Genomic DNA, 18729 nt, shown 5'->3' on the forward strand with positions numbered 1-18729 from the left:
AGCTCAGCTCGCTTTTTTTAATTGTGTTTTCTGCGAATGTTCGCACCTAGTCGACTGAGCTTATCTTCTATTTTTTGATAACCCCTATCCACATGATAAATACGATCCACCACAGTTTCACCTTCGGCAATAATACCCGTTAAGATCAAACTTGCCGAGGCGCGAAGATCTGTCGCCATTACCTGAGCACCAGATAGTCGTACAGTCTCATCACAGATCGCTGTATTGCCTTCCAAACGGATGTTTGCGCCCATTCGCTGTAACTCAGGTACATGCATAAAGCGATTTTCAAATATGGTCTCTGTGATAGTCGCGCTGCCATTGGCAACAACGTTAAGCGCTGTAAACTGCGCTTGCATATCAGTTGGAAAACCAGGATGAGGCATAGTCTTGATATTAACCGCCTTTAAATCTCGGTTTTTCATGCTGACGAATATGCTGTCGTCATTCACTTCAACAGCGACATTGGCTTGACGAAGCTTTTCAAGCACAGGCTCCAAACTCGTATGATCTGTGTTACGACACAATACTTCACCTTTGCTCATTGCTGCAGCCACCAAAAAAGTACCTGTTTCAATACGATCCGGAAGAATTTTATGCTCACAACCGTTTAGCTTCTCAACACCTTGCACTTCAATACGACTAGAGCCCGCCCCTTGAATATTCGCACCCATCGCCGTTAAACACTCAGCAAGGTTGATAATTTCAGGTTCGCGCGCGGCATTTTCTAATACCGTAGTCCCCTCTGCGAGCGTTGCAGCCATAAGTAGGTTTTCTGTTGCACCAACTGACACAGTTTCCATGAAAATTTCTGCGCCCTGCAAACGCTTACCTTGAGGTGTCTGCGCATTAATATAACCATTTTCAACCGTAATTTGAGCGCCCATTTTTTCAAGGCCAGAGATGTGTAAATCCACCGGTCTTGCGCCAATTGCACATCCACCTGGCAATGACACTTGTGCTTGACCAAAACGAGCAAGCAGAGGCCCAAGTGCGAGTACCGACGCACGCATTTGCTTTACAAGCTCATAGGGTGCCAGTACTTTATCAACACAGCGACCATCTACTTCAAGTAAGTCGCCACGCCATGTCACTTCAGCACCGAGTGTGCGCAGTAAAGCTTCAGTGGTAACAATGTCGCGTAATTGAGGCACATTGCTGAAAATGCTTTTGCCATCAGCAAGCAATGCTGCAAATAAGATAGGTAGAGCCGCATTTTTGGCTCCAGAGATAGTGACTTCACCGTTTAAAGTGGTGCCACCTTGGATAACAAACTGATCCATTGTGGCTCCTAATTATTGTGGCAAGATAAACTTTTGCTCGCGTTGCCACTCGGTAGGTGTATAAGCTTTAATGCTTACGGCATGAATTGTTCCATCTTTGATCACTTCCATTAATGGAGCATAAACCATTTGCTCTCTTTTTACGCGTCTTAGTCCATCAAAACACTCGCCAACAGCAATCACTTCATAGTGACTGCCATTTGCTTTTACTTTTACTTCTTCTAAGGTCAAAGATTGCTGTAAAACAGTTTCGACTTGATTTGTTTCCATCGGACTCACTCAAATAAGGTTGTGACCTGCCCCAATTCCATCAAATTTTGCAATTGCTCAGGTCTATTCTGCAACTCAAGGCGCACGCCTTGTCGTTTTAATTTGCCTAAAGAGTGAATTAACCAAGCTAAGCCCGCGGTGTCAACCCTTGAGACCTCACAAAGGTCAAAATACAGCACTGACTGCGCATTTTCTAACAATTGGTTAAGAAGTGATTCATTTATTAAGGTGTCACGGGTCAATTCCCCTTTCACCGCCACCGTGTCATCAGCAACTTTGTTGAAGTGCAGATTAGGCATTTCCATCATCCCCTCTGAACTGCACTGGCAGCTGGCTTTTCTTCTCTAACAGAGAAATAACATGCTCAATGCCTTGCTGACGCAAAATACCGTGTAATTCACTTTGCTTAGCATCTAACAAACTGATCCCCTCAGCCATCATATCAAAAGCGCGCCACTCACCTTGCTTGTTTTGACGTACTTTAAAGTCAATCTTAATGTCTGGTTTACCTGCTTCAACAATCTTGGTTCTCACAGTCGCGACATTAACATCTGCAAAAGGACGCGATGCTTCAAACTCCACTTTCTGGTCGGTATATTGGGTAAATACACCAGCATATGTCGCCACCAAATATGATTTAAATACCTCGATAAATGCGCGAATGTTTTTGACTGCTTGCGCCTTTTCTTGCTTATCTTTGATATTACGCACTTTTTGTATATAGCTGCCTAACACGCGATAAGCAGCATATTTATAATCAATATATGGCAGTAGCTCCTGCTCTACGATAACTCGTAAATGCTCTTTATCTTTTGCAATGATGCTCTGGTCTTTTGCCACGCGCTTAAACGTATTGTCCGCAACTTGTTGAACCATCTTATAAGGGTCTTTCAAATCAACCTGTGCGGCATTAGCAACTGCACTAAATAATGCCAGTGTTAACACACTGATAGCGATAACGAAATAATTCTTTAGCATGGTGACTTACTCGCTGCTTTGATTAAATAGGAACTGGCCAATCAACTCTTCTAGTACCAGTGCAGATTTAGTATCTGTAATCGTGTCACCGTCTTTGAGCGCGAGACTCTCAACGCCAAATAAGTCATCTAAATCTACCTCATCTTGCGTAGATACTTCATTACCTAAACATGTTTGCTTGGCAGACTCAGACGCGATGACAGGTGAAATACCCAAATATTGCTCACCTAAAATACCTGAAGTTAAGATCGCCACAGACGTTGTATCCGAAAACTGACATTCATACGTCTTATCAATGCTCATGCTCACCACTGGTACAAACTCTTGCGGATGAATACGAATGCCATCGACGCGACCAATCACAACACCACCTACTTTAATCGGCGCGCGTGTTTTCAATGAGCCGATATTGTCAAATTTAGCGTCTAGTTGATATGTTTCACCATTGCCACTGATCCCCGCATTGGCTACTTTCATGGCTAACATCACAAATGCAGCAACACCTAAAGCGACAAATAAGCCAACCAAAATTTCTATTTTCCGTGTATTCATTTTTCCTAACCCTTAACTCGAAAACATCACTGCTGTTAGTACAAAGTCAAAACCTAAAACAGCCAATGAAGAGTGCACAACGGTTTCCGTTGTTGCTTTGCTGATCCCCTCTGAGGTCGGGACACAGTCATAACCTTTATACAGTGCTATCCACGTCACTATTAACGCAAATACAAAACTTTTGATCAGGCCATTCATGATGTCTTGCTGTAAAGAAACCTGAGACTGCATGATTGACCAGAAACTGCCAGAATCGACACCAAGCCAGTCAACACCGACTAAATGCGCACCTAATATTGCCACTGCTGAGAATATAAGTGCGAGCAATGGCATACTTATGAAACCCGCCCAAAAACGAGGCGCAATAACACGTTTTAATGGATCAACCGCCATCATTTCTAAACTGGATAATTGCTCTGTTGCTTTCATCAGGCCTATTTCAGCGGTCAGTGCACTACCCGCTCGACCTGCAAACAAGAGTGCAGTCACCACGGGCCCTAACTCTCGCAATAAACTCAAGGCAACAAGTGGGCCTAAGCTGTCTTCAGCACCATAACCAACTAATACAGTGTAGCCTTGCAGTGCCAATACCATACCAATGAACAACCCTGATACCATGATAATCAAAAGAGATTGATGACCAACCATATAAAGTTGTTTGATCAGCAATGGTGTTCCTTGACGGATATTGGGCATATTTAACAATGCGCCTAATAACATGCGCGTAGCTCGCCCGATTGATGCAAAGCGGTTGAGCGTTTTATGTCCTAGCTTTTGTAAAAAGTCCACGCTTACACGCCTCCATCCAATAATTCCTCATCGTAAGGTGCTGCATTGAAATGAAATGGCACTGGACCATCTGATAATCCCTGCAAAAACTGCTGCACGAGTGGCGAGCTATGAGCCAACATTTGTTCTGGAGTACCACTGCCAATTACACCTTGCTCAGCAATAATGACCACATGATCAGCAATACTGAGTACTTCGGTGACATCGTGCGTAACGATTAAAGATGACAAACCTAACACTTCATTAAGTGACTTTATCATCCTTACCAGAACCCCCATGGAAATAGGGTCTTGACCAGCAAACGGCTCATCATACATGATAAGTTCTGGGTCTAGAGCAATAGCTCGCGCTAAAGCAGCGCGTCTCGCCATACCACCAGATAACTCAGCAGGCATCAGATCTTTTGCGCCTCGAAGGCCTACAGCTTGTAACTTCATTAAAACAATCAAACGAATGAGATCTTCGCTTAATTGCGTATGTTCGCGCAGCGGGAAAGCAACATTGTCAAACACTGACATGTCAGTAAATAATGCACCGCTTTGAAACAACATACTCATTTGCTTTCGTGCTTGATATAACTCCGTTCGAGTCATGGCGGGCACACTTGAGCCCATAAATGTAATATCACCACTGTCTGGACGAAGTTGACCACCTATTAAGCGCAACATAGTGGTTTTACCAATCCCACTCGGCCCCATGATGGCTGTAATTTTACCCCTCGGCACTGAAAAACTCATATTTTTATATATGACTCTTTCACCGCGAGAAAAGGTTACATCCTTGACTTCAACGATTGACTGCGACAAGTCGCTCTCCATATATCGATTTCACCAATGGGTGAATAATACGTTTTTTTCAACCAAGATGGAAAATGCAAATTGGTAAAATTTTGTAATAGCCATAGTTAAAAAAAGTTATTTGTCATCATTCTCAGTAACAGAATGTAATTTAATCGGGGACAGACCTAGTAACTAGATCAGATTATTTATACATTTGACAACGCATTTGATAATATTTACTGCACTGTAATTTAGTTGCTCGGCATAGGTTTCATGGTTTTATCTTTTGTCATTCTCATCTTAGGTTTTATTGCACTGGTTTGGAGCGCGGATAGGTTTGTGTTTGGCGCAGCCGCCTTGGCGAAAAACTTCGGCGTCCCCACTTTAATTGTTGGCCTAACGATTGTTGCTATGGGCTCTTCAGCTCCCGAAATGATGGTCGCAGCACAAGCTGCTTTATCAGATAAAACAGACACCGCGGTCGGTAATGCCGTCGGCTCCAATATTGCCAACATTTTACTAGTTCTAGGTATCACAGCCCTGCTTCGCCCTCTTGCTGTCGGTTCTGGTATTTTACGCCGAGAAATGCCACTGCTTATCATCGTGTCACTGGGCGCTTGGTATATCATCAGCGATAACTACTTTAGCGCTACTGAAGGCTTTGTTTTATTAGCCGGCTTTGCAAGTTTCATCCTTGGTCTGATTTATATCACCAAAAATAGCAGTAAAGACCAAGAAGATGATCCCCTCGTTTCAGAGGCATGTGATGAAGTACCAGATAATGTGCCGACCAAAAATGCCCTGTTATGGCTCATCGTTGGTATGATAGTCCTGCCTGTCAGCGCAGACTTATTGGTTGACTCTGCTGTCGATATCGCCAAATTCTTTGGTATGAGCGACTTGTTAATTGGTTTGACAATCATTGCTATCGGCACCAGCTTACCTGAGCTTGCGGCCTGTGTAGCAGGTGTATTAAAAAACGAAGACGACCTTGCCCTGGGTAACATCATAGGTTCCAATATTTTCAATATCCTCGCCGTATTATCAATCGCGGGCATATTAAATCCGGCTCAGCTGGATATGAATATTTCCCAACGCGATATTTACGTCATGTTAGGTGCAACCGCTGCGCTTATTATCATGAGTGTTAACCTTAGAGGTAAACGACAAATTAACCGTATTGAAGGCGGTGTACTACTTGCCGCGTTTGTTGGCTACATGTATGCAATTATCTAGGAGTAAATATGGATAAGCACGTATTTATTGAGACCGCAAAACGCGTATTGGATATTGAACAACAAGCGATTAGCGAGCTCAATCAATATATAGACAACAGTTTTATCGCTGCATGTGAGCTAATGCTTAATTGCACTGGCCGTGTAATTGTCATCGGTATGGGAAAGTCAGGCCACATTGGCAATAAAGTTGCGGCAACTCTAGCCAGTACTGGCACTCCTTCATTCTTTGTTCACCCAGGCGAAGCGAGCCACGGTGACTTAGGTATGATCACCGCTGAAGACGTCGTCTTACTTATTTCAAATTCAGGTGAAACAGGAGAAGTCGTCGGTATTATTCCTGTGATTAAAAGAATTGGCGCACGCGTGATTAGTATGACAGGCAACGCAAATTCCACCATGGCACAGCAGGCTGATATTCACCTATGTATTAAGGTTTCAAAAGAAGCCTGCCCACTCGGTTTAGCGCCAACTGCGAGCACCACAGCGACGCTGGTAATGGGAGATGCATTGGCGGTTGCTTTGCTTGAAGCAAGAGGCTTTACTGCGGATGATTTTGCACTCTCACATCCAGGCGGCAGCTTAGGTAAAAGACTATTATTAACGCTACGAGACATCATGCATAGCGGCAGTGATGTGCCAATGACTTCCTTGGGAAGCTCTATCAAAGAAGCATTGTTCGACATGTCAGCTAAAGGGTTGGGCATGACTGCCATCGTAAATGATCAAAAGCAGCTATGCGGTATATTTACCGATGGCGATTTACGTCGTGTTATCGAACAAAAAGCCGATTTGCATAATGATACTATTGATTCAGTGATGACTATTTGTTGTACTACGGCATCGCCTGATATGCTGGCTGCTGAAGCCCTTAATATCATGGAAAAAAAGCGCATTAATGGTCTAATCGTCATTGATGAAAATAAACACCCTATCGGGGCACTCAATACTCAAGATTTACTGCGAGCAGGAGTACTATAAACATGCAATTTAGTGAGCTTTATCAAGCAATCTCTGTAAAAACCAGTGACAAAGCGAAATCTATCAAGCTGCTAATTTGTGATATTGATGGCGTATTCTCAGATGGCCGTATTTACCTGGGTAACCAAGGTGAAGAGTTAAAAGCATTCAATACCAAAGATGGTTTCGGGATCAAAGCGTTAATTGAAACCGGTGTTGAAGTCGCCGTCATTACTGGACGACATTCAGAAATCGTTAAGCAACGTATGACTAGCTTAAACGTAAAGCACATATACCAAGGTCAAGAAGACAAGGTTGAAGCATACGAAGAATTGAAAAGCAGCTTAAATTTATCCGATGATCAAATTGCGTATATTGGCGATGATGGCCCAGATATACCGGTAATGCAAAAAGTTGGTTTCGCTGTTGCAGTTGCTGATGCACACCCATTGGTAAAAAGTTTGGCTCATTATACGACTATGTTGCCTGGAGGGTTTGGTGCTGTTAGAGAGCTAACCGACTTATTAATGTTGAGCCAAGGTAACGAATTACTCTCTAAGGGGAGCAGTACATGACCAATTTGCGGGTTATTTTACTCGTAGTTTTCGGTGCTGCCATGCTTTGGCTTTGGTATCCCTTTTTAACGCAAACAGAACAAGCATCGCAGCAAGAGCAGGAAACGATCGCTCAGCCAGACTACGTTGCGATTGATTTAAAACAGACCTCATTTGCTGAAAATGGACAACTGAGTTATCAAATTACAGCACAGAGAATGGAATTATATCAAGAGCTTGGGTTTAGCCACTTTGAAGTGCCCATTTTTGTCTTACATAACGGACAACACAACTGGCAACTCACCGCGAATGAAGCCACTTTATATGAAAATGATACACTAATTTTAGAGGGCAACGTTAAAGCAACAAACTTGAACGATAACGCCATGATCACCGAAATAAACGCAGATAATCTTCGACTTGAAATTAGTAATCGAATAATGCGTTCAGAGCAACCTGTGATCATTACAGGCCCTAGCTTAACCATTACTGGTAAAGGGCTAACCGCCGATCTCAATATTGAGGTCATTGAACTTATTAACCACACTGAAACGATTTATGATAAGCAATAAATTAAGTGCAACCTTATTATTCACCTGTGCTTTAGCACTTTTACCGCAGAGTGTGCTTGCCAATAGCACGCCTGAACAAGTGATTATTAGTTCTGGTAAGCAACAAGCACAATTGCAAACAAACATTGGGGTTTTTGAAGAAAACGTCGAGATTATTCATGGCCAGCGCAAAATTTTCGCAGATCGCCTAGAAGTTCATCGCCGTGAAGAGTTAGGTGAAAACAAACAGTTACTAGTCGCCACTGGTTCACCTGCGATTTTCCAAGAACAACAGGCTGATGGCAGCCTGTTAAAAGCCACAGCGCAAGAAGTGCGATATGATGTTGCAAATCGTTTACTCACCATCAAAGGCAATGCCGAAATAAGCCAAGCCGGTCAGAAGATTTCTGCCCAAGAAATTCTCTATGATATGGAAAAACAGCTTATCAGCGCGCAAAAAGCGAATGAGAAAGGTAAACGAGTGAGAACTGTTTTACTCCCTGTAGATAAAGAGCAAGATGATAACAAGGAGCCACAGTGAGCACACTAAAAGCGACAGCACTAGCAAAGAGCTATAAAGGCAGGCAAGTTGTTAAAAATGTTGAACTAAGTGTTGAAGCAGGCAGCATCGTTGGTTTACTTGGCCCAAATGGCGCAGGTAAAACCACCACCTTTTATATGATTGTTGGCCTTGTACCAAGCGACAAGGGCAGCATTCATATTGACTCACAAGACATTACATTATTGCCGATGCACAGCCGAGCCCGTTTGGGGATAGGGTATTTACCACAAGAGTCTTCAATTTTTAGAAAGCTGACCGTTTATGACAATTTAATGGCGATCCTTGAAACCAGAAAAGACCTCAACAAACCCCAACGTGAAACGGTATTAAACGACTTACTTGATGAGTTTAATATTCAGCATATTCGCTCAAGTTTGGGAATGGCACTTTCTGGCGGTGAACGTCGCCGAGTCGAAATTGCTCGCGCTTTAGCCGCAAATCCTAAATTTATTCTTTTAGATGAGCCTTTTGCTGGCGTTGATCCGATTTCAGTGTTAGATATAAAGAAAATTATCGAGCATTTAAAAAACCGTGGGATCGGCGTATTGATCACAGATCATAATGTTCGCGAAACTTTGGATGTATGTGAAAAGGCATATATTGTTTCCCATGGTGAATTAATTGCATCAGGCACACCTGAACATGTTTTAGCGGATCAAACCGTCCGAGATGTCTACTTAGGCGAGCAATTCAGGCTATAGTTAAGAATAAGCGTAACAACGAAAAGGATTGTTAGAGATACATGAGGCAATCGCTACAGCTGCGCATGGGGCAGCAATTAACAATGACACCGCAACTGCAGCAAGCAATTCGCCTGCTGCAGCTGAGCACATTAGACCTCCAGCAAGAAATTCAAGAAGCGCTGGATAGCAATCCTTTATTGGAAGTAGAAGAAAACGAACAAGAGTCTTTTGATAACAGTCTAGATAAAACCCATGAACAAGCTCAGACCACAGAAAAAGCAGAGTCTAGCGTTGAAGATACAGCTGAAACGCAGCTGAGTGACTACGAGCAAGACACAGATACGGCGCTCAATAAAGAAACGCTCAGCGATGAGATGGCGATGGATGTCACGTGGGATGAATATATCAGTGCTGCACCAGTCAGCTCGTCCGGCCCAATGCCTGAAGATGAAAGCGTTTATCAAGGTCAAACCACTGAAAGTCTTCAAGAATATCTAATGTGGCAACTAGAGCTCACTCCATTTAGCCCAACAGATAGACTTATTGCACTGTCAATTGTTGAGGGCGTCGATGACTCAGGGATCCTCACCGTATCTTGCGAGGATATTGTCGATAGCTTAAATAAAGATAATGACCAAGAGCCGGTTGAATTAGATGAGGTTGAAGCCGTCTTAAAACGTATTCAATTATTTGACCCTGTTGGTATTGCGGCGCGCAGTCTGCAAGAATGCTTAATTGTTCAACTAAATCAATTTGCCATAGATACGCCTTGGCTCGAACAAACAAAACATGTAATTGAAGAGCACATAGACCTATTAGCAAACCGTGATTATCGTACTATCATGAAGAAAACGAAGCTCAAAGAAGGCGAGCTCAAAGAAGTGATGACGCTAATCCATAGTTTGAACCCCAAGCCAGCGGCGAGTATCGTTCAAGAAGAAGCTGATTATGTGATCCCCGATGTCTCTGTCAAAAAGATAAAAGGACGTTGGGTCGTTGAACTCAATCCTGACTCAATGCCCAAAATTAGAGTCAATGACCATTATGCTGCAATGTCACGCTCAGTTAAATCAAGCAGTGACAGCCAGTTTATTCGCTCGCATTTACAAGAGGCGAAATGGTTTATTAAAAGTTTAGAAAGCAGAAATGAAACTTTATTGAAAGTTACCAATTGCATTGTTCAACAACAACAGGCATTCTTTGAACATGGCCCTGAGGCAATGAGACCTATGGTTCTCAATGATGTTGCTGAAATGGTTGATATGCACGAGTCGACAATATCTCGGGTAACAACACAAAAATTTATGCACACGCCTCGTGGCATTTATGAATTGAAATACTTCTTCTCGAGCCATGTTAGTACCGAGAACGGTGGGGAATGCTCTTCAACAGCAATCAGAGCACTCATCAAAAAGCTAATTGCTGCAGAAAACTCAGCTAAGCCTTTAAGTGATAGCAAAATTGCAGATGTGTTAGCTGACCAAGGTATTAAGGTGGCAAGACGTACTATTGCCAAATACCGAGAGTCTTTGGCTATTCCACCGTCTAATCAGCGTAAAAGCTTGATTTAGGCGTAACAAAAGAAGGAAAAATGCTTATGCAACTAAATTTAACTGGTCGCCATGTAGAAATTACCGATTCATTAAGAGACTACGTAACAAGTAAGTTTGCGAAGCTAGAAAGGCATTTTGATCACATCAACAACGTTCATGTAATCTTAGATGTCGAAAAACTCATTCAAAAAGCAGAAGCCACCTTGCACGTAAATGGCGGCGAGCTATTCGCTTCAACAGAACACAAAGACATGTATGCAGCTATCGACGGCTTAATAGATAAGCTAGATAGGCAAGTCATTAAACATAAAGAGAAGCTAACTCGACACTAACCATGAAACTTAGCACACTGATCCCTGAGGACTGCAGCAAAGCTGCGGTCCTTTTTAATAGTAAAAAAAGAATACTCCAATACATCAGTGAATTGGCACAACCCAAAATTCCTAATGCCAATCAGCACGAGATTCTAGAGGCTCTCTTAAATCGCGAAAAACTAGGCAGTACAGGTATAGGAAAAGGCATCGCTATTCCACACGGACGACTGGCAGGATTAGATCACATCATTGCCATCTTACTTGTAAATCAACAGCCTATTCCATTTGACGCTGTAGACGACCGCAACGTGGATATTTTTGTTGCACTCATCGTACCAGAAGGTGAAAATAAGCAACATTTAGAGACCTTAGCAAGTATCGCTGGTAAACTAAATGATAAGCATTTTTGCAAGAGACTTAGACAAGCGAGTAACGACTGTGAGCTGCACCAAGTCCTTGTTGAGTTTGATAAATAATAGGAATTAATCGTGGAACTCATAATTATCAGTGGCCGTTCTGGCTCAGGTAAATCTGTCGCATTAAGAGTATTGGAAGACTTAGGCTATTACTGCGCTGATAATATTCCAGTAAATTTACTACCAGCTTTAGTCCGAAGTGTTTCAGATAGCTACAATAAAATAGCAGTCAGTATTGATGTAAGAAACCTACCGAAAGAACAACAAGAATTCCATGATATTTTAGAGTACTTGCCAGGCTTTGCTAAACCAAAAGTATTTTATCTTGATTGTGATGATCAAACACTTATTAAACGCTTTTCTGAAACTCGGCGATTGCACCCTCTTTCGCTCAATGACTTACCGCTAGACCTGGCGATAAAACAAGAAAGGAACTTGCTGGACGTATTGATACGCCGTGCTGATATTACCATAGATACGACCGACTTAAGTGTCCATCAGTTAGCAGAAAGTGTCAGGGAGAAAATCTTAGGACAGAAAGATAAACAGCTCATCATCACCTTTGAGTCATTTGGTTTTAAACATGGAATTCCCAAAGAAGCGGATTACGTATTTGATGCTCGGTTTTTGCCAAACCCTCATTGGGAGCCAGAGCTTAAACCCTTAACAGGCTTAGATCAGCCCGTGATTGATTATTTATCGAGTCACAGCATAGTACAAAAGTTTGTTTGGCAAATACAAACCTTTATGCAAACTTGGTTACCACACTTGGAGCGTAATAATCGTAGTTATTTAACCATTGCCATTGGCTGTACTGGTGGTCAACATCGCTCTGTTTACTTAGCTCAGACACTTGGCGAGCGCTTTCAAAGAACACACTCTAATGTGAAAATTCGCCATCGAGAGCAAGAGTAATGTCACAACAATATCAAGGGGTCTTTCTGATTAAGAATAAGTTAGGCCTGCATGCTAGGGCAGCGACGATTTTAGCGCAGCTCTCAGCCCAATTTGATGCCGATATAACGCTATATCAAGGTGATAAGAGTGCACCAGGGGACAGTGTATTAGCACTACTTTTATTGGAAAGCAGTCAAGGCAAAGAAGTCAAAGTAACATGTACAGGGCCTGATGCACACAATGCCTTCATTGCAATTGGCAATCTCATTGAAGATAAGTTTCACGAAACGGAATAACTTGATACCTTACCCAATTGCTTTTGTTGGGTAACTTGTCACTTCAGCATTCGTAGCTAAGCTACCATAGCGTATTTTTATTTTAAGCAGCTATAATCAAATATTATTTTATCTATTACAATATGATAAGTTGCAGAAATAGCCTATTTTGTGTACTTAGCTCAAGCTCAGTATTATGAGTTTAATGCTATGGATAACAGGTTGAATAGATATTACGTACTATAGAAAAGTACCATTAAATCATTAAAGTGACGATTCGCAACAAACTATCACCTTTCTTAATTTTAAATTTGGAAGCCTATGCCTGACGTTTTTGAGCAAGACTATACACTGGAACAATTACAACAAGTAACCAAAGCAATTAACAGTGGGCAGTTTGTTCAAGTCAGACAGACATTAGCTGAGATCCCTCCGTGCGATACAGCACTGTTACTTGAGTCCTCTCCTCATAAGATAAGAACCACACTTTGGCAGTTGGTCGATCCAGATATCCAAGGTGATGTACTTGAAGAGCTCTCTGAGGATGTTCGTTTAAGCATCATTGCCAAAATGGAGCCTGAGTTAATTGCAGCAGCGACTGAGGATATGGATGATGACGACTTAGGAGAGGTACTCAGAAGCTTACCTGTGCCTGTCTATCAAGATGTTATCAGTGCCATGGACAGTCAAGACAGAGCACGGGCAACCCTTGCTCTATCCTATAATGAGGACTCTGCAGGGGCACTAATGAATGGCGACACCATCACCATTCGTCCAGATGTAAGCCTTGATGTGGTTTTAAGATACTTGCGCCTAAAAGAGGAACTACCTCAAGGCACAGATGATCTCTATGTCGTAGACAAAGAAAATCGCTTTTTGGGATCTTTGCCTATTGGGATCTTATTAACTAATCCCCCTGATAAACTTGTTCAAGAGCTGATGAATGAAGACCGGGAAACTATTCCTGTTGCTATGCCTGAAAGCGAAGTAGCCCAGCTTTTTGAACGACATAACTGGATATCAGCCCCTGTAGTCGACGATCAAACGCAACTACTGGGGCGGATAACCATTGATGACATCGTTGATGTGATCAGAGAAGATGCCGAGCATAGCCTCATGAGTATGGCAGGTCTTGAAGATGAAGAAGATACCTTTGCACCTGTCATGAAAAGTAGCCGAAGACGTTCCATTTGGCTTGGGATCAACTTACTTACCGCACTACTCGCCGCCTTTGTAGCCAGCTTTTTCGAAAGCACACTTGATATCCTGCCTATTTTAGCCGTTCTCAATGGCATTGTGCCTAGTATGGGAGGCGTCGCAGGCAGCCAGACTTTAACCTTGGTTATTAGGGGTATTGCCCTTGGGCATGTCAATCAAACCAACCAAAAATTCTTACTCGGTAAAGAACTTGCGATTGGCGCACTCAATGGCGTTCTCTGGTCTTTATTAATAGCAGGCGTTGTAGCAGTATGGCAATGGGACTTTAAGCTTGGCGCAGTTATCGCATTTGCCATGTTCATGAACTTGGTTGCAGCTGGCATCGCAGGGGCAAGCATACCTTTGATCCTAAAGCGTATGAAGATAGATCCTGCCCTTGCTGGAAGCGTGGTACTCACGACCGTGACAGATATTGTTGGTATTTTTGCATTTTTAGGTACTGCTACTTGGTTTTTACTCTGAGCCTAGCTCAGAGTAAACAAATTAATCAGCTCTATTGACCAGCCACTTGCATGCTATCAATTAATACAGAGCCAGTTTGAACTGCGCCACGTAATTCAACATCTCCGCCGATTGCCTGAATATTGTAGAACATCTCTTTTAAGTTGCCGGCAATGGTGATCTCGCTCACTGGGTATTGTATTTCTCCATTTTCGACCCAAAAACCAGCAGCACCTCGGGAGTAATCACCCGTGACGGTGTTCACACCTTGCCCCATCAATTCAGTCACCAATAACCCCGTCCCCATTTCTTTTAAAATAGCAGCCAGATCTTCATGGGTCTTTTGAATTAACCAATTGTGGATCCCACCAGCATGGCCTGTAGCCTGCATGCCCATTTTTCTCGCAGCATAACTTGCCATTAAATAGGTTTGCAGCTCACCACCAACGATAATATCTCTATCTTGTGTATATACCCCTTCACTATCGAACGGGCTTGATGCCAAACCTTGCAATAAATGTGGCCTTTCCTGGATATTGACACAAGAATTAAAAACCTGCTTACCAAGCGTATCTAACAAAAAACTAGATTTACGATATAAGGCACCACCACCGATTGCCGAAACAAGATGCCCAAATAAGCTATTTGCAATGTCAGCTCTAAATACCACCGGCACCTTCATCGTCGCAAGCTTCTGACTATTTAGCTTAGCCAGTGTCGACTCAGCAGCCTCGATTCCAACTGTTTGCGGCCCTTTTAATAAATCATGCTTTCTCGAGATACTAAATGCGGAATCCCTTTGCATCATATCGCCTTCTTGGCCGATGACCATGGTGCTCAAAGTATGACGTGTTCGAGGGAAGCCTGCTAAAAAGCCATGGCTGTTACCATACACTCTAAGGCCTTGGTGTGAAGCAATACTCGCACCATCCGAGTTTACAATTCGGCTATCGAATTCAAGGGCTGATTTTTCTGCTTCAATACAAGATTCAATCGCCTCTTGTGGAGATAACTCCCAAGGGTGATATAGATCAAGCTCAGGAATATCTTGTGCCATTAATGATTTATCAGCTAGCCCATTGCATTCATCGTCCGCCGTGTACTTAGCAATCTCAATGGCTTTTTGAACAACTGAACGTAGCGCTTGCTCACTCAAGTCGGCTGTTGAAGCTGAGCCTTTATGATTACCAACATAAACACTGATCCCCAAGCTACCATCTTGATTGAATTCAATGGTATCAACTTCGCCCATTCTGGTGCTTACTGACAGTCCAGAGGTGCGGCTCATAGCTGCTTCAGCAGAAGTTGCTCCCAGCTTTGATGCCATAGCCAAAACTTCAGATACAGCACCTTTCACTTCATCAATTTGATGGTATATAGAACCCGCTTGGTTATCACTCATGTTGCTTTTCCAAATACTTGTAAACATTACAATCCTAACACAGGTCATATTGTTTCGCCGCGATAGATCGTAAATGAGTTCACTATTACGATATTTTTCTGCGCTTCTTGGTATAATCAATATAATTGTAATATTAAGTGGCCTTTATTATGGCAAAAAAACCAGATCACAATGTCGATGATGAAGAAATCATCTACGTTTCCAAAAGTGAATTAAAAAGAGATGCACAGCAATATCAACAGCTCGGTATTGATATTGCTGAGCTTGGTAAAAAGCAACGCGATAAACTGCCTCTAACGAATGAACTTATAGAGGCAATGGCACTTGCAGATAAAATTCGTGGCAAACATGACGCGTATCGGCGCCACATGAATTACATTGCTAAAGTACTTCGTACAACAGAAAATGTTGAACAATTACAAACCGCTTTAGACATGTTACTCAATAAAAATAATCAAGCAGAAGTGTTACTTGGCCAAGTAGAAAGAGTACGGGATGAAGTGCTTAAACTTGGAGATAGCAAAATTAACGAGTTACTTGAAGCACACCCAACAATGGAACGCCAAAAACTACGTCAATTAGTTCGCCAAGCAAACAAAGAGCTCAAAGCAGAAAAACCGGCCAAAGGATATAAAGAGTTGTTTCAATACTTAAAAGAAGCGATCCTTCCTTAATTTGTTAAGGGGAGCCCGCTCCCCTCATTCGTCATTGCTAGATTAAGCGGTACCGCCCACCGTTAGCTGGTCAATTTTAAGGCTAGGTTGACCAACACCAACCGGCACACTTTGCCCATCTTTACCGCACACGCCAACCCCTCTATCTAACGATAAATCATTACCAACCATAGAGATCTGCTGCATGGCTTCGGGGCCATTGCCAATCAGCGTTGCGCCTTTAATTGGCTGCGTTACTTTACCGTCCTCAATTAAATACGCTTCTGACGCAGAAAACACGAACTTACCTGAGGTAATATCCACTTGGCCACCGCCAAAATTGCTCGCAAAAATACCTTTTTTCACTGAGCTAATTATCTCTTGCTGCGTGCTGTGTCCAGCCAACATATAGGTATTTGTCATTCTAGGCATAGGCAGATGGGCAAATGACTCTCTGCGTGCATTGCCTGTCGGATGAGTCTCCATTAATCGAGCATTGGTTTTATCTTGCATATAGCCTTTTAAGATGCCATTTTCAATCAGAACGTTATATCCGGCAGGTGTCCCCTCATCATCAATATTTAAAGAACCACGACGATTGGCCATCGTACCATCATCAACCACAGTACACAGTGATGAAGCCACTTGTTCGCCTACACGGCCACTAAAAGCAGACGCCCCTTTACGGTTAAAGTCGCCCTCTAAGCCATGCCCAACCGCCTCGTGCAGAAGAACGCCTGGCCAGCCAGAACCCAACACAACCGGCATCGTTCCTGCAGGAGCATCAATGGCAGTTAAGTTTACACGTGCTTGTCTCACCGCTTCTTTTGCATAGGTCATCCAGCGTGGTTGACCATTTTCTAATTCTTTAAAATACCCATAGTCTAATCGCGCGCCACCACCCGCACTACCACGCTCTCTTCGGCCATTACTCTCTAATAATACAGAACAATTTAAACGAACTAGTGGACGGATATCAGTCGCAAACGTGCCATCGCTTGCAGCAATTAATACTTCTTCATACACTGCAGCAATCGAGCATACAACTTGCTGAGCATCTGGTGCTAAATCTCTTATTGCTGCATCGACTTCTTTAAGTAAAGTGACCTTTTCTTCATCTGTCATGCTTAGCAATGGCTGTACTGGCTGGAACTGAATAGGCGCTTTTACATCAGAAAAAACTTGCACACGCTTTGACTCGCCTTGATGAGCAATTGAACGTGCCGCTTGTGCAGCCTGGTTAATCGCTTCTAAGTTGATTGCATCGGAATAACTAAAGCCGGTCTGCTCGCCACTGACGGCCCTCACACCTACACCGCGTTCAATGTTGTAGCTTCCTTCCTTAATTTTTCCATCTTCGAGTACCCATGTTTCATTGTAACTAGACTGAAAATAAAGATCGGAATAATCCACATTATACTGATGAATATAAGTAAGTGTTTGCTCCAGATGCTCTCTAGTTAACTGACTATCAGCTAACAAGTTTTTTTCAACTTGATTCATATCATATTGCTCTTAAATCGGTTGTGCCGTAATACTGGCATTGCTTGCCTTGTACTGCGTAGCTCGGTTAAATCTAACCGTCTTTGTATCGGCTCTAAAGATAACGCACTGTTATCTAGCACCTCTCCCCACGGGGAGATAATGACACTATGTCCATAAGTTTCTCGCCCATTTTGATGTTGTCCAACTTGTGCTGCTGCAACAACAAAACACTGCGTTTCTATTGCTCTTGCTTGTAGTAATGGCAGCCAATGAGCTTGACCAGTAACCGTAGTAAAGGCACTTGGAACGAGAAGTATATCGGCCCCTTGAATACGTTGTGCCTGATATAATCCGGCAAAGCGCATGTCATAACACACACTTAAGCCTAGCTTACCAAAGGGACTATCGGCAACTACAACCTGATCACCTGCCTTGGTAAACTCGGACTCTCGATATCGCTTTGACTTATCACTAACATCTGCATCAAATAAATGGATTTTATTGTACTGAACAACAAGCTTGCCGCTATCATCAAACAAGCAGCTTGCGGCAAAATATTTACTATCTGTTGCCGCTATTGGGATAGTACCGGCGCTCAGCCATATGCCTTTCGCTTTGCAAAGTTGTGCAATTTTTTCTATCCACTCGTCGCTGCGCTTTGCAATTGAAAGCGATTCTAAGCCATTAACACAAAATGCCAACCAAGCCTCTGGTAAACACACCAAACTCGGTGATACCAATTTTAGATCATCTAATTGTTGAATTAGGTATCTAAAATTCTCTTCAGGTGCTACACCCGAGCACATTGGGATCACGACAATATTGGCGTAGTCAGATTTCATCATGCCTCATTCCACTGCGCTAAACACACTGCACTTT

General features: G+C 42.8%; 23 protein-coding genes. 13 read left to right on the top strand and 10 right to left on the bottom strand.

What is annotated here, in order from left to right; translation table 11 throughout:
* Window positions 1-17: 17 nt before the first annotated feature.
* The 7 genes from murA to L1077_RS16305 are packed head-to-tail and all read right to left on the bottom strand — an operon-like array spanning window position 18 to window position 4690.
* Window positions 18-1283 (bottom strand): UDP-N-acetylglucosamine 1-carboxyvinyltransferase, encoded by a 1266-nt coding sequence (gene murA / locus L1077_RS16275; protein ID WP_237138001.1) that lies wholly within the window; start codon window positions 1281-1283, stop codon window positions 18-20.
* A 12-nt stretch (window positions 1284-1295) separates the two neighbouring features.
* Window positions 1296-1553: a BolA family protein gene (locus L1077_RS16280; RefSeq protein ID WP_237138003.1), complete on the bottom strand. Its 258-nt coding sequence runs from the start codon at window positions 1551-1553 to the stop codon at window positions 1296-1298.
* A gap of 5 nt (window positions 1554-1558) precedes the next feature.
* Window positions 1559-1852, bottom strand: coding sequence for an STAS domain-containing protein (locus L1077_RS16285; RefSeq protein WP_063361387.1), 294 nt, complete (start codon window positions 1850-1852; stop codon window positions 1559-1561).
* Window positions 1845-2531 carry an MlaC/ttg2D family ABC transporter substrate-binding protein gene (locus tag L1077_RS16290; protein WP_063361386.1) on the bottom strand — a complete coding sequence of 229 codons (687 nt, stop codon included), beginning with the start codon at window positions 2529-2531 and terminating at the stop codon, window positions 1845-1847. Before L1077_RS16290 ends, L1077_RS16285 begins: the two co-directional genes overlap by 8 nt.
* Before the next feature lie 6 nt (window positions 2532-2537).
* Complete coding sequence (gene mlaD, locus L1077_RS16295) at window positions 2538-3083, bottom strand: outer membrane lipid asymmetry maintenance protein MlaD (protein ID WP_063361385.1); 546 nt, start codon at window positions 3081-3083, stop codon at window positions 2538-2540.
* A gap of 12 nt (window positions 3084-3095) precedes the next feature.
* Window positions 3096-3872, bottom strand: coding sequence for a lipid asymmetry maintenance ABC transporter permease subunit MlaE (mlaE, locus tag L1077_RS16300; protein WP_237138005.1), 777 nt, complete (start codon window positions 3870-3872; stop codon window positions 3096-3098).
* A 2-nt stretch (window positions 3873-3874) separates the two neighbouring features.
* Window positions 3875-4690 carry an ATP-binding cassette domain-containing protein gene (locus tag L1077_RS16305; protein WP_063361383.1) on the bottom strand — a complete coding sequence of 272 codons (816 nt, stop codon included), beginning with the start codon at window positions 4688-4690 and terminating at the stop codon, window positions 3875-3877.
* Window positions 4691-4924: 234 nt separating this feature from the next.
* Here L1077_RS16305 and L1077_RS16310 point away from each other — a divergent pair, with 234 nt between their 5' ends.
* The 12 genes from L1077_RS16310 (at window position 4925) to mgtE (ending at window position 14331) form a co-directional block, all read left to right on the top strand.
* The gene (locus tag L1077_RS16310) at window positions 4925-5887 is read left to right on the top strand and encodes a calcium/sodium antiporter (RefSeq protein ID WP_237138007.1); all 963 of its coding nucleotides are present in this window, start codon (window positions 4925-4927) and stop codon (window positions 5885-5887) included.
* 122 nt (window positions 5888-6009) lie between these two features.
* Window positions 6010-6867 (top strand): KpsF/GutQ family sugar-phosphate isomerase, encoded by an 858-nt coding sequence (locus L1077_RS16315; RefSeq protein WP_440589547.1) that lies wholly within the window; start codon window positions 6010-6012, stop codon window positions 6865-6867.
* Between the two features lie 2 nt (window positions 6868-6869).
* Window positions 6870-7421, top strand: coding sequence for a 3-deoxy-manno-octulosonate-8-phosphatase KdsC (kdsC, locus tag L1077_RS16320; protein WP_237138012.1), 552 nt, complete (start codon window positions 6870-6872; stop codon window positions 7419-7421).
* Window positions 7418-7972, top strand: coding sequence for an LPS export ABC transporter periplasmic protein LptC (gene lptC / locus L1077_RS16325; RefSeq protein WP_237138014.1), 555 nt, complete (start codon window positions 7418-7420; stop codon window positions 7970-7972). Before kdsC ends, lptC begins: the two co-directional genes overlap by 4 nt.
* A complete protein-coding gene (gene lptA / locus L1077_RS16330) occupies window positions 7962-8492 on the top strand; it encodes a lipopolysaccharide transport periplasmic protein LptA (RefSeq protein WP_237138133.1) in 531 nt (176 codons plus the stop codon). The genes lptC and lptA overlap by 11 nt, the downstream gene beginning before the upstream one ends.
* Window positions 8489-9214 carry an LPS export ABC transporter ATP-binding protein gene (lptB, locus tag L1077_RS16335; RefSeq protein WP_237138016.1) on the top strand — a complete coding sequence of 242 codons (726 nt, stop codon included), beginning with the start codon at window positions 8489-8491 and terminating at the stop codon, window positions 9212-9214. Before lptA ends, lptB begins: the two co-directional genes overlap by 4 nt.
* 41 nt (window positions 9215-9255) lie before the next feature.
* The gene (locus L1077_RS16340; protein WP_237138018.1) at window positions 9256-10767 is read left to right on the top strand and encodes an RNA polymerase factor sigma-54; all 1512 of its coding nucleotides are present in this window, start codon (window positions 9256-9258) and stop codon (window positions 10765-10767) included.
* Between the two features lie 26 nt (window positions 10768-10793).
* Window positions 10794-11081: a ribosome hibernation promoting factor gene (gene hpf, locus L1077_RS16345; RefSeq protein ID WP_023397244.1), complete on the top strand. Its 288-nt coding sequence runs from the start codon at window positions 10794-10796 to the stop codon at window positions 11079-11081.
* A gap of 2 nt (window positions 11082-11083) precedes the next feature.
* On the top strand, window positions 11084-11539 hold the full coding sequence (gene ptsN / locus L1077_RS16350) for a PTS IIA-like nitrogen regulatory protein PtsN (protein ID WP_237138019.1): 456 nt from the start codon (window positions 11084-11086) through the stop codon (window positions 11537-11539).
* Window positions 11540-11551: 12 nt separating this feature from the next.
* Window positions 11552-12394, top strand: a complete 843-nt coding sequence (rapZ, locus tag L1077_RS16355) for an RNase adapter RapZ (RefSeq protein WP_237138020.1) — start codon at window positions 11552-11554, stop codon at window positions 12392-12394.
* Window positions 12394-12672 carry an HPr family phosphocarrier protein gene (locus tag L1077_RS16360; RefSeq protein ID WP_237138021.1) on the top strand — a complete coding sequence of 93 codons (279 nt, stop codon included), beginning with the start codon at window positions 12394-12396 and terminating at the stop codon, window positions 12670-12672. The genes rapZ and L1077_RS16360 overlap by 1 nt, the downstream gene beginning before the upstream one ends.
* A gap of 300 nt (window positions 12673-12972) precedes the next feature.
* Window positions 12973-14331 carry a magnesium transporter gene (mgtE, locus tag L1077_RS16365; protein WP_237138022.1) on the top strand — a complete coding sequence of 453 codons (1359 nt, stop codon included), beginning with the start codon at window positions 12973-12975 and terminating at the stop codon, window positions 14329-14331.
* A gap of 31 nt (window positions 14332-14362) precedes the next feature.
* On the opposite strand, the gene pmbA is transcribed toward mgtE, so the two are convergent.
* Window positions 14363-15712 (bottom strand): metalloprotease PmbA, encoded by a 1350-nt coding sequence (gene pmbA, locus L1077_RS16370; protein ID WP_237138134.1) that lies wholly within the window; start codon window positions 15710-15712, stop codon window positions 14363-14365.
* A 149-nt stretch (window positions 15713-15861) separates the two neighbouring features.
* On the opposite strand from pmbA, the gene yjgA reads away from it, so the two are divergent.
* A complete protein-coding gene (gene yjgA, locus L1077_RS16375; RefSeq protein WP_237138023.1) occupies window positions 15862-16386 on the top strand; it encodes a ribosome biogenesis factor YjgA in 525 nt (174 codons plus the stop codon).
* Between the two features lie 42 nt (window positions 16387-16428).
* Here yjgA and tldD read toward each other — a convergent pair whose 3' ends face one another.
* Together tldD and L1077_RS16385 are read right to left on the bottom strand one after the other, a co-directional pair.
* The gene (tldD, locus tag L1077_RS16380) at window positions 16429-17868 is read right to left on the bottom strand and encodes a metalloprotease TldD (RefSeq protein ID WP_237138024.1); all 1440 of its coding nucleotides are present in this window, start codon (window positions 17866-17868) and stop codon (window positions 16429-16431) included.
* Complete coding sequence (locus tag L1077_RS16385; protein WP_440589548.1) at window positions 17865-18692, bottom strand: carbon-nitrogen hydrolase family protein; 828 nt, start codon at window positions 18690-18692, stop codon at window positions 17865-17867. The genes tldD and L1077_RS16385 overlap by 4 nt, the downstream gene beginning before the upstream one ends.
* Window positions 18693-18729: the final 37 nt, after the last annotated feature.

The sequence above is a fragment of the Pseudoalteromonas luteoviolacea genome (assembly GCF_021654285.1).
GTDB classification, from domain to species: Bacteria; Pseudomonadota; Gammaproteobacteria; order Enterobacterales; family Alteromonadaceae; genus Pseudoalteromonas; species Pseudoalteromonas luteoviolacea_J.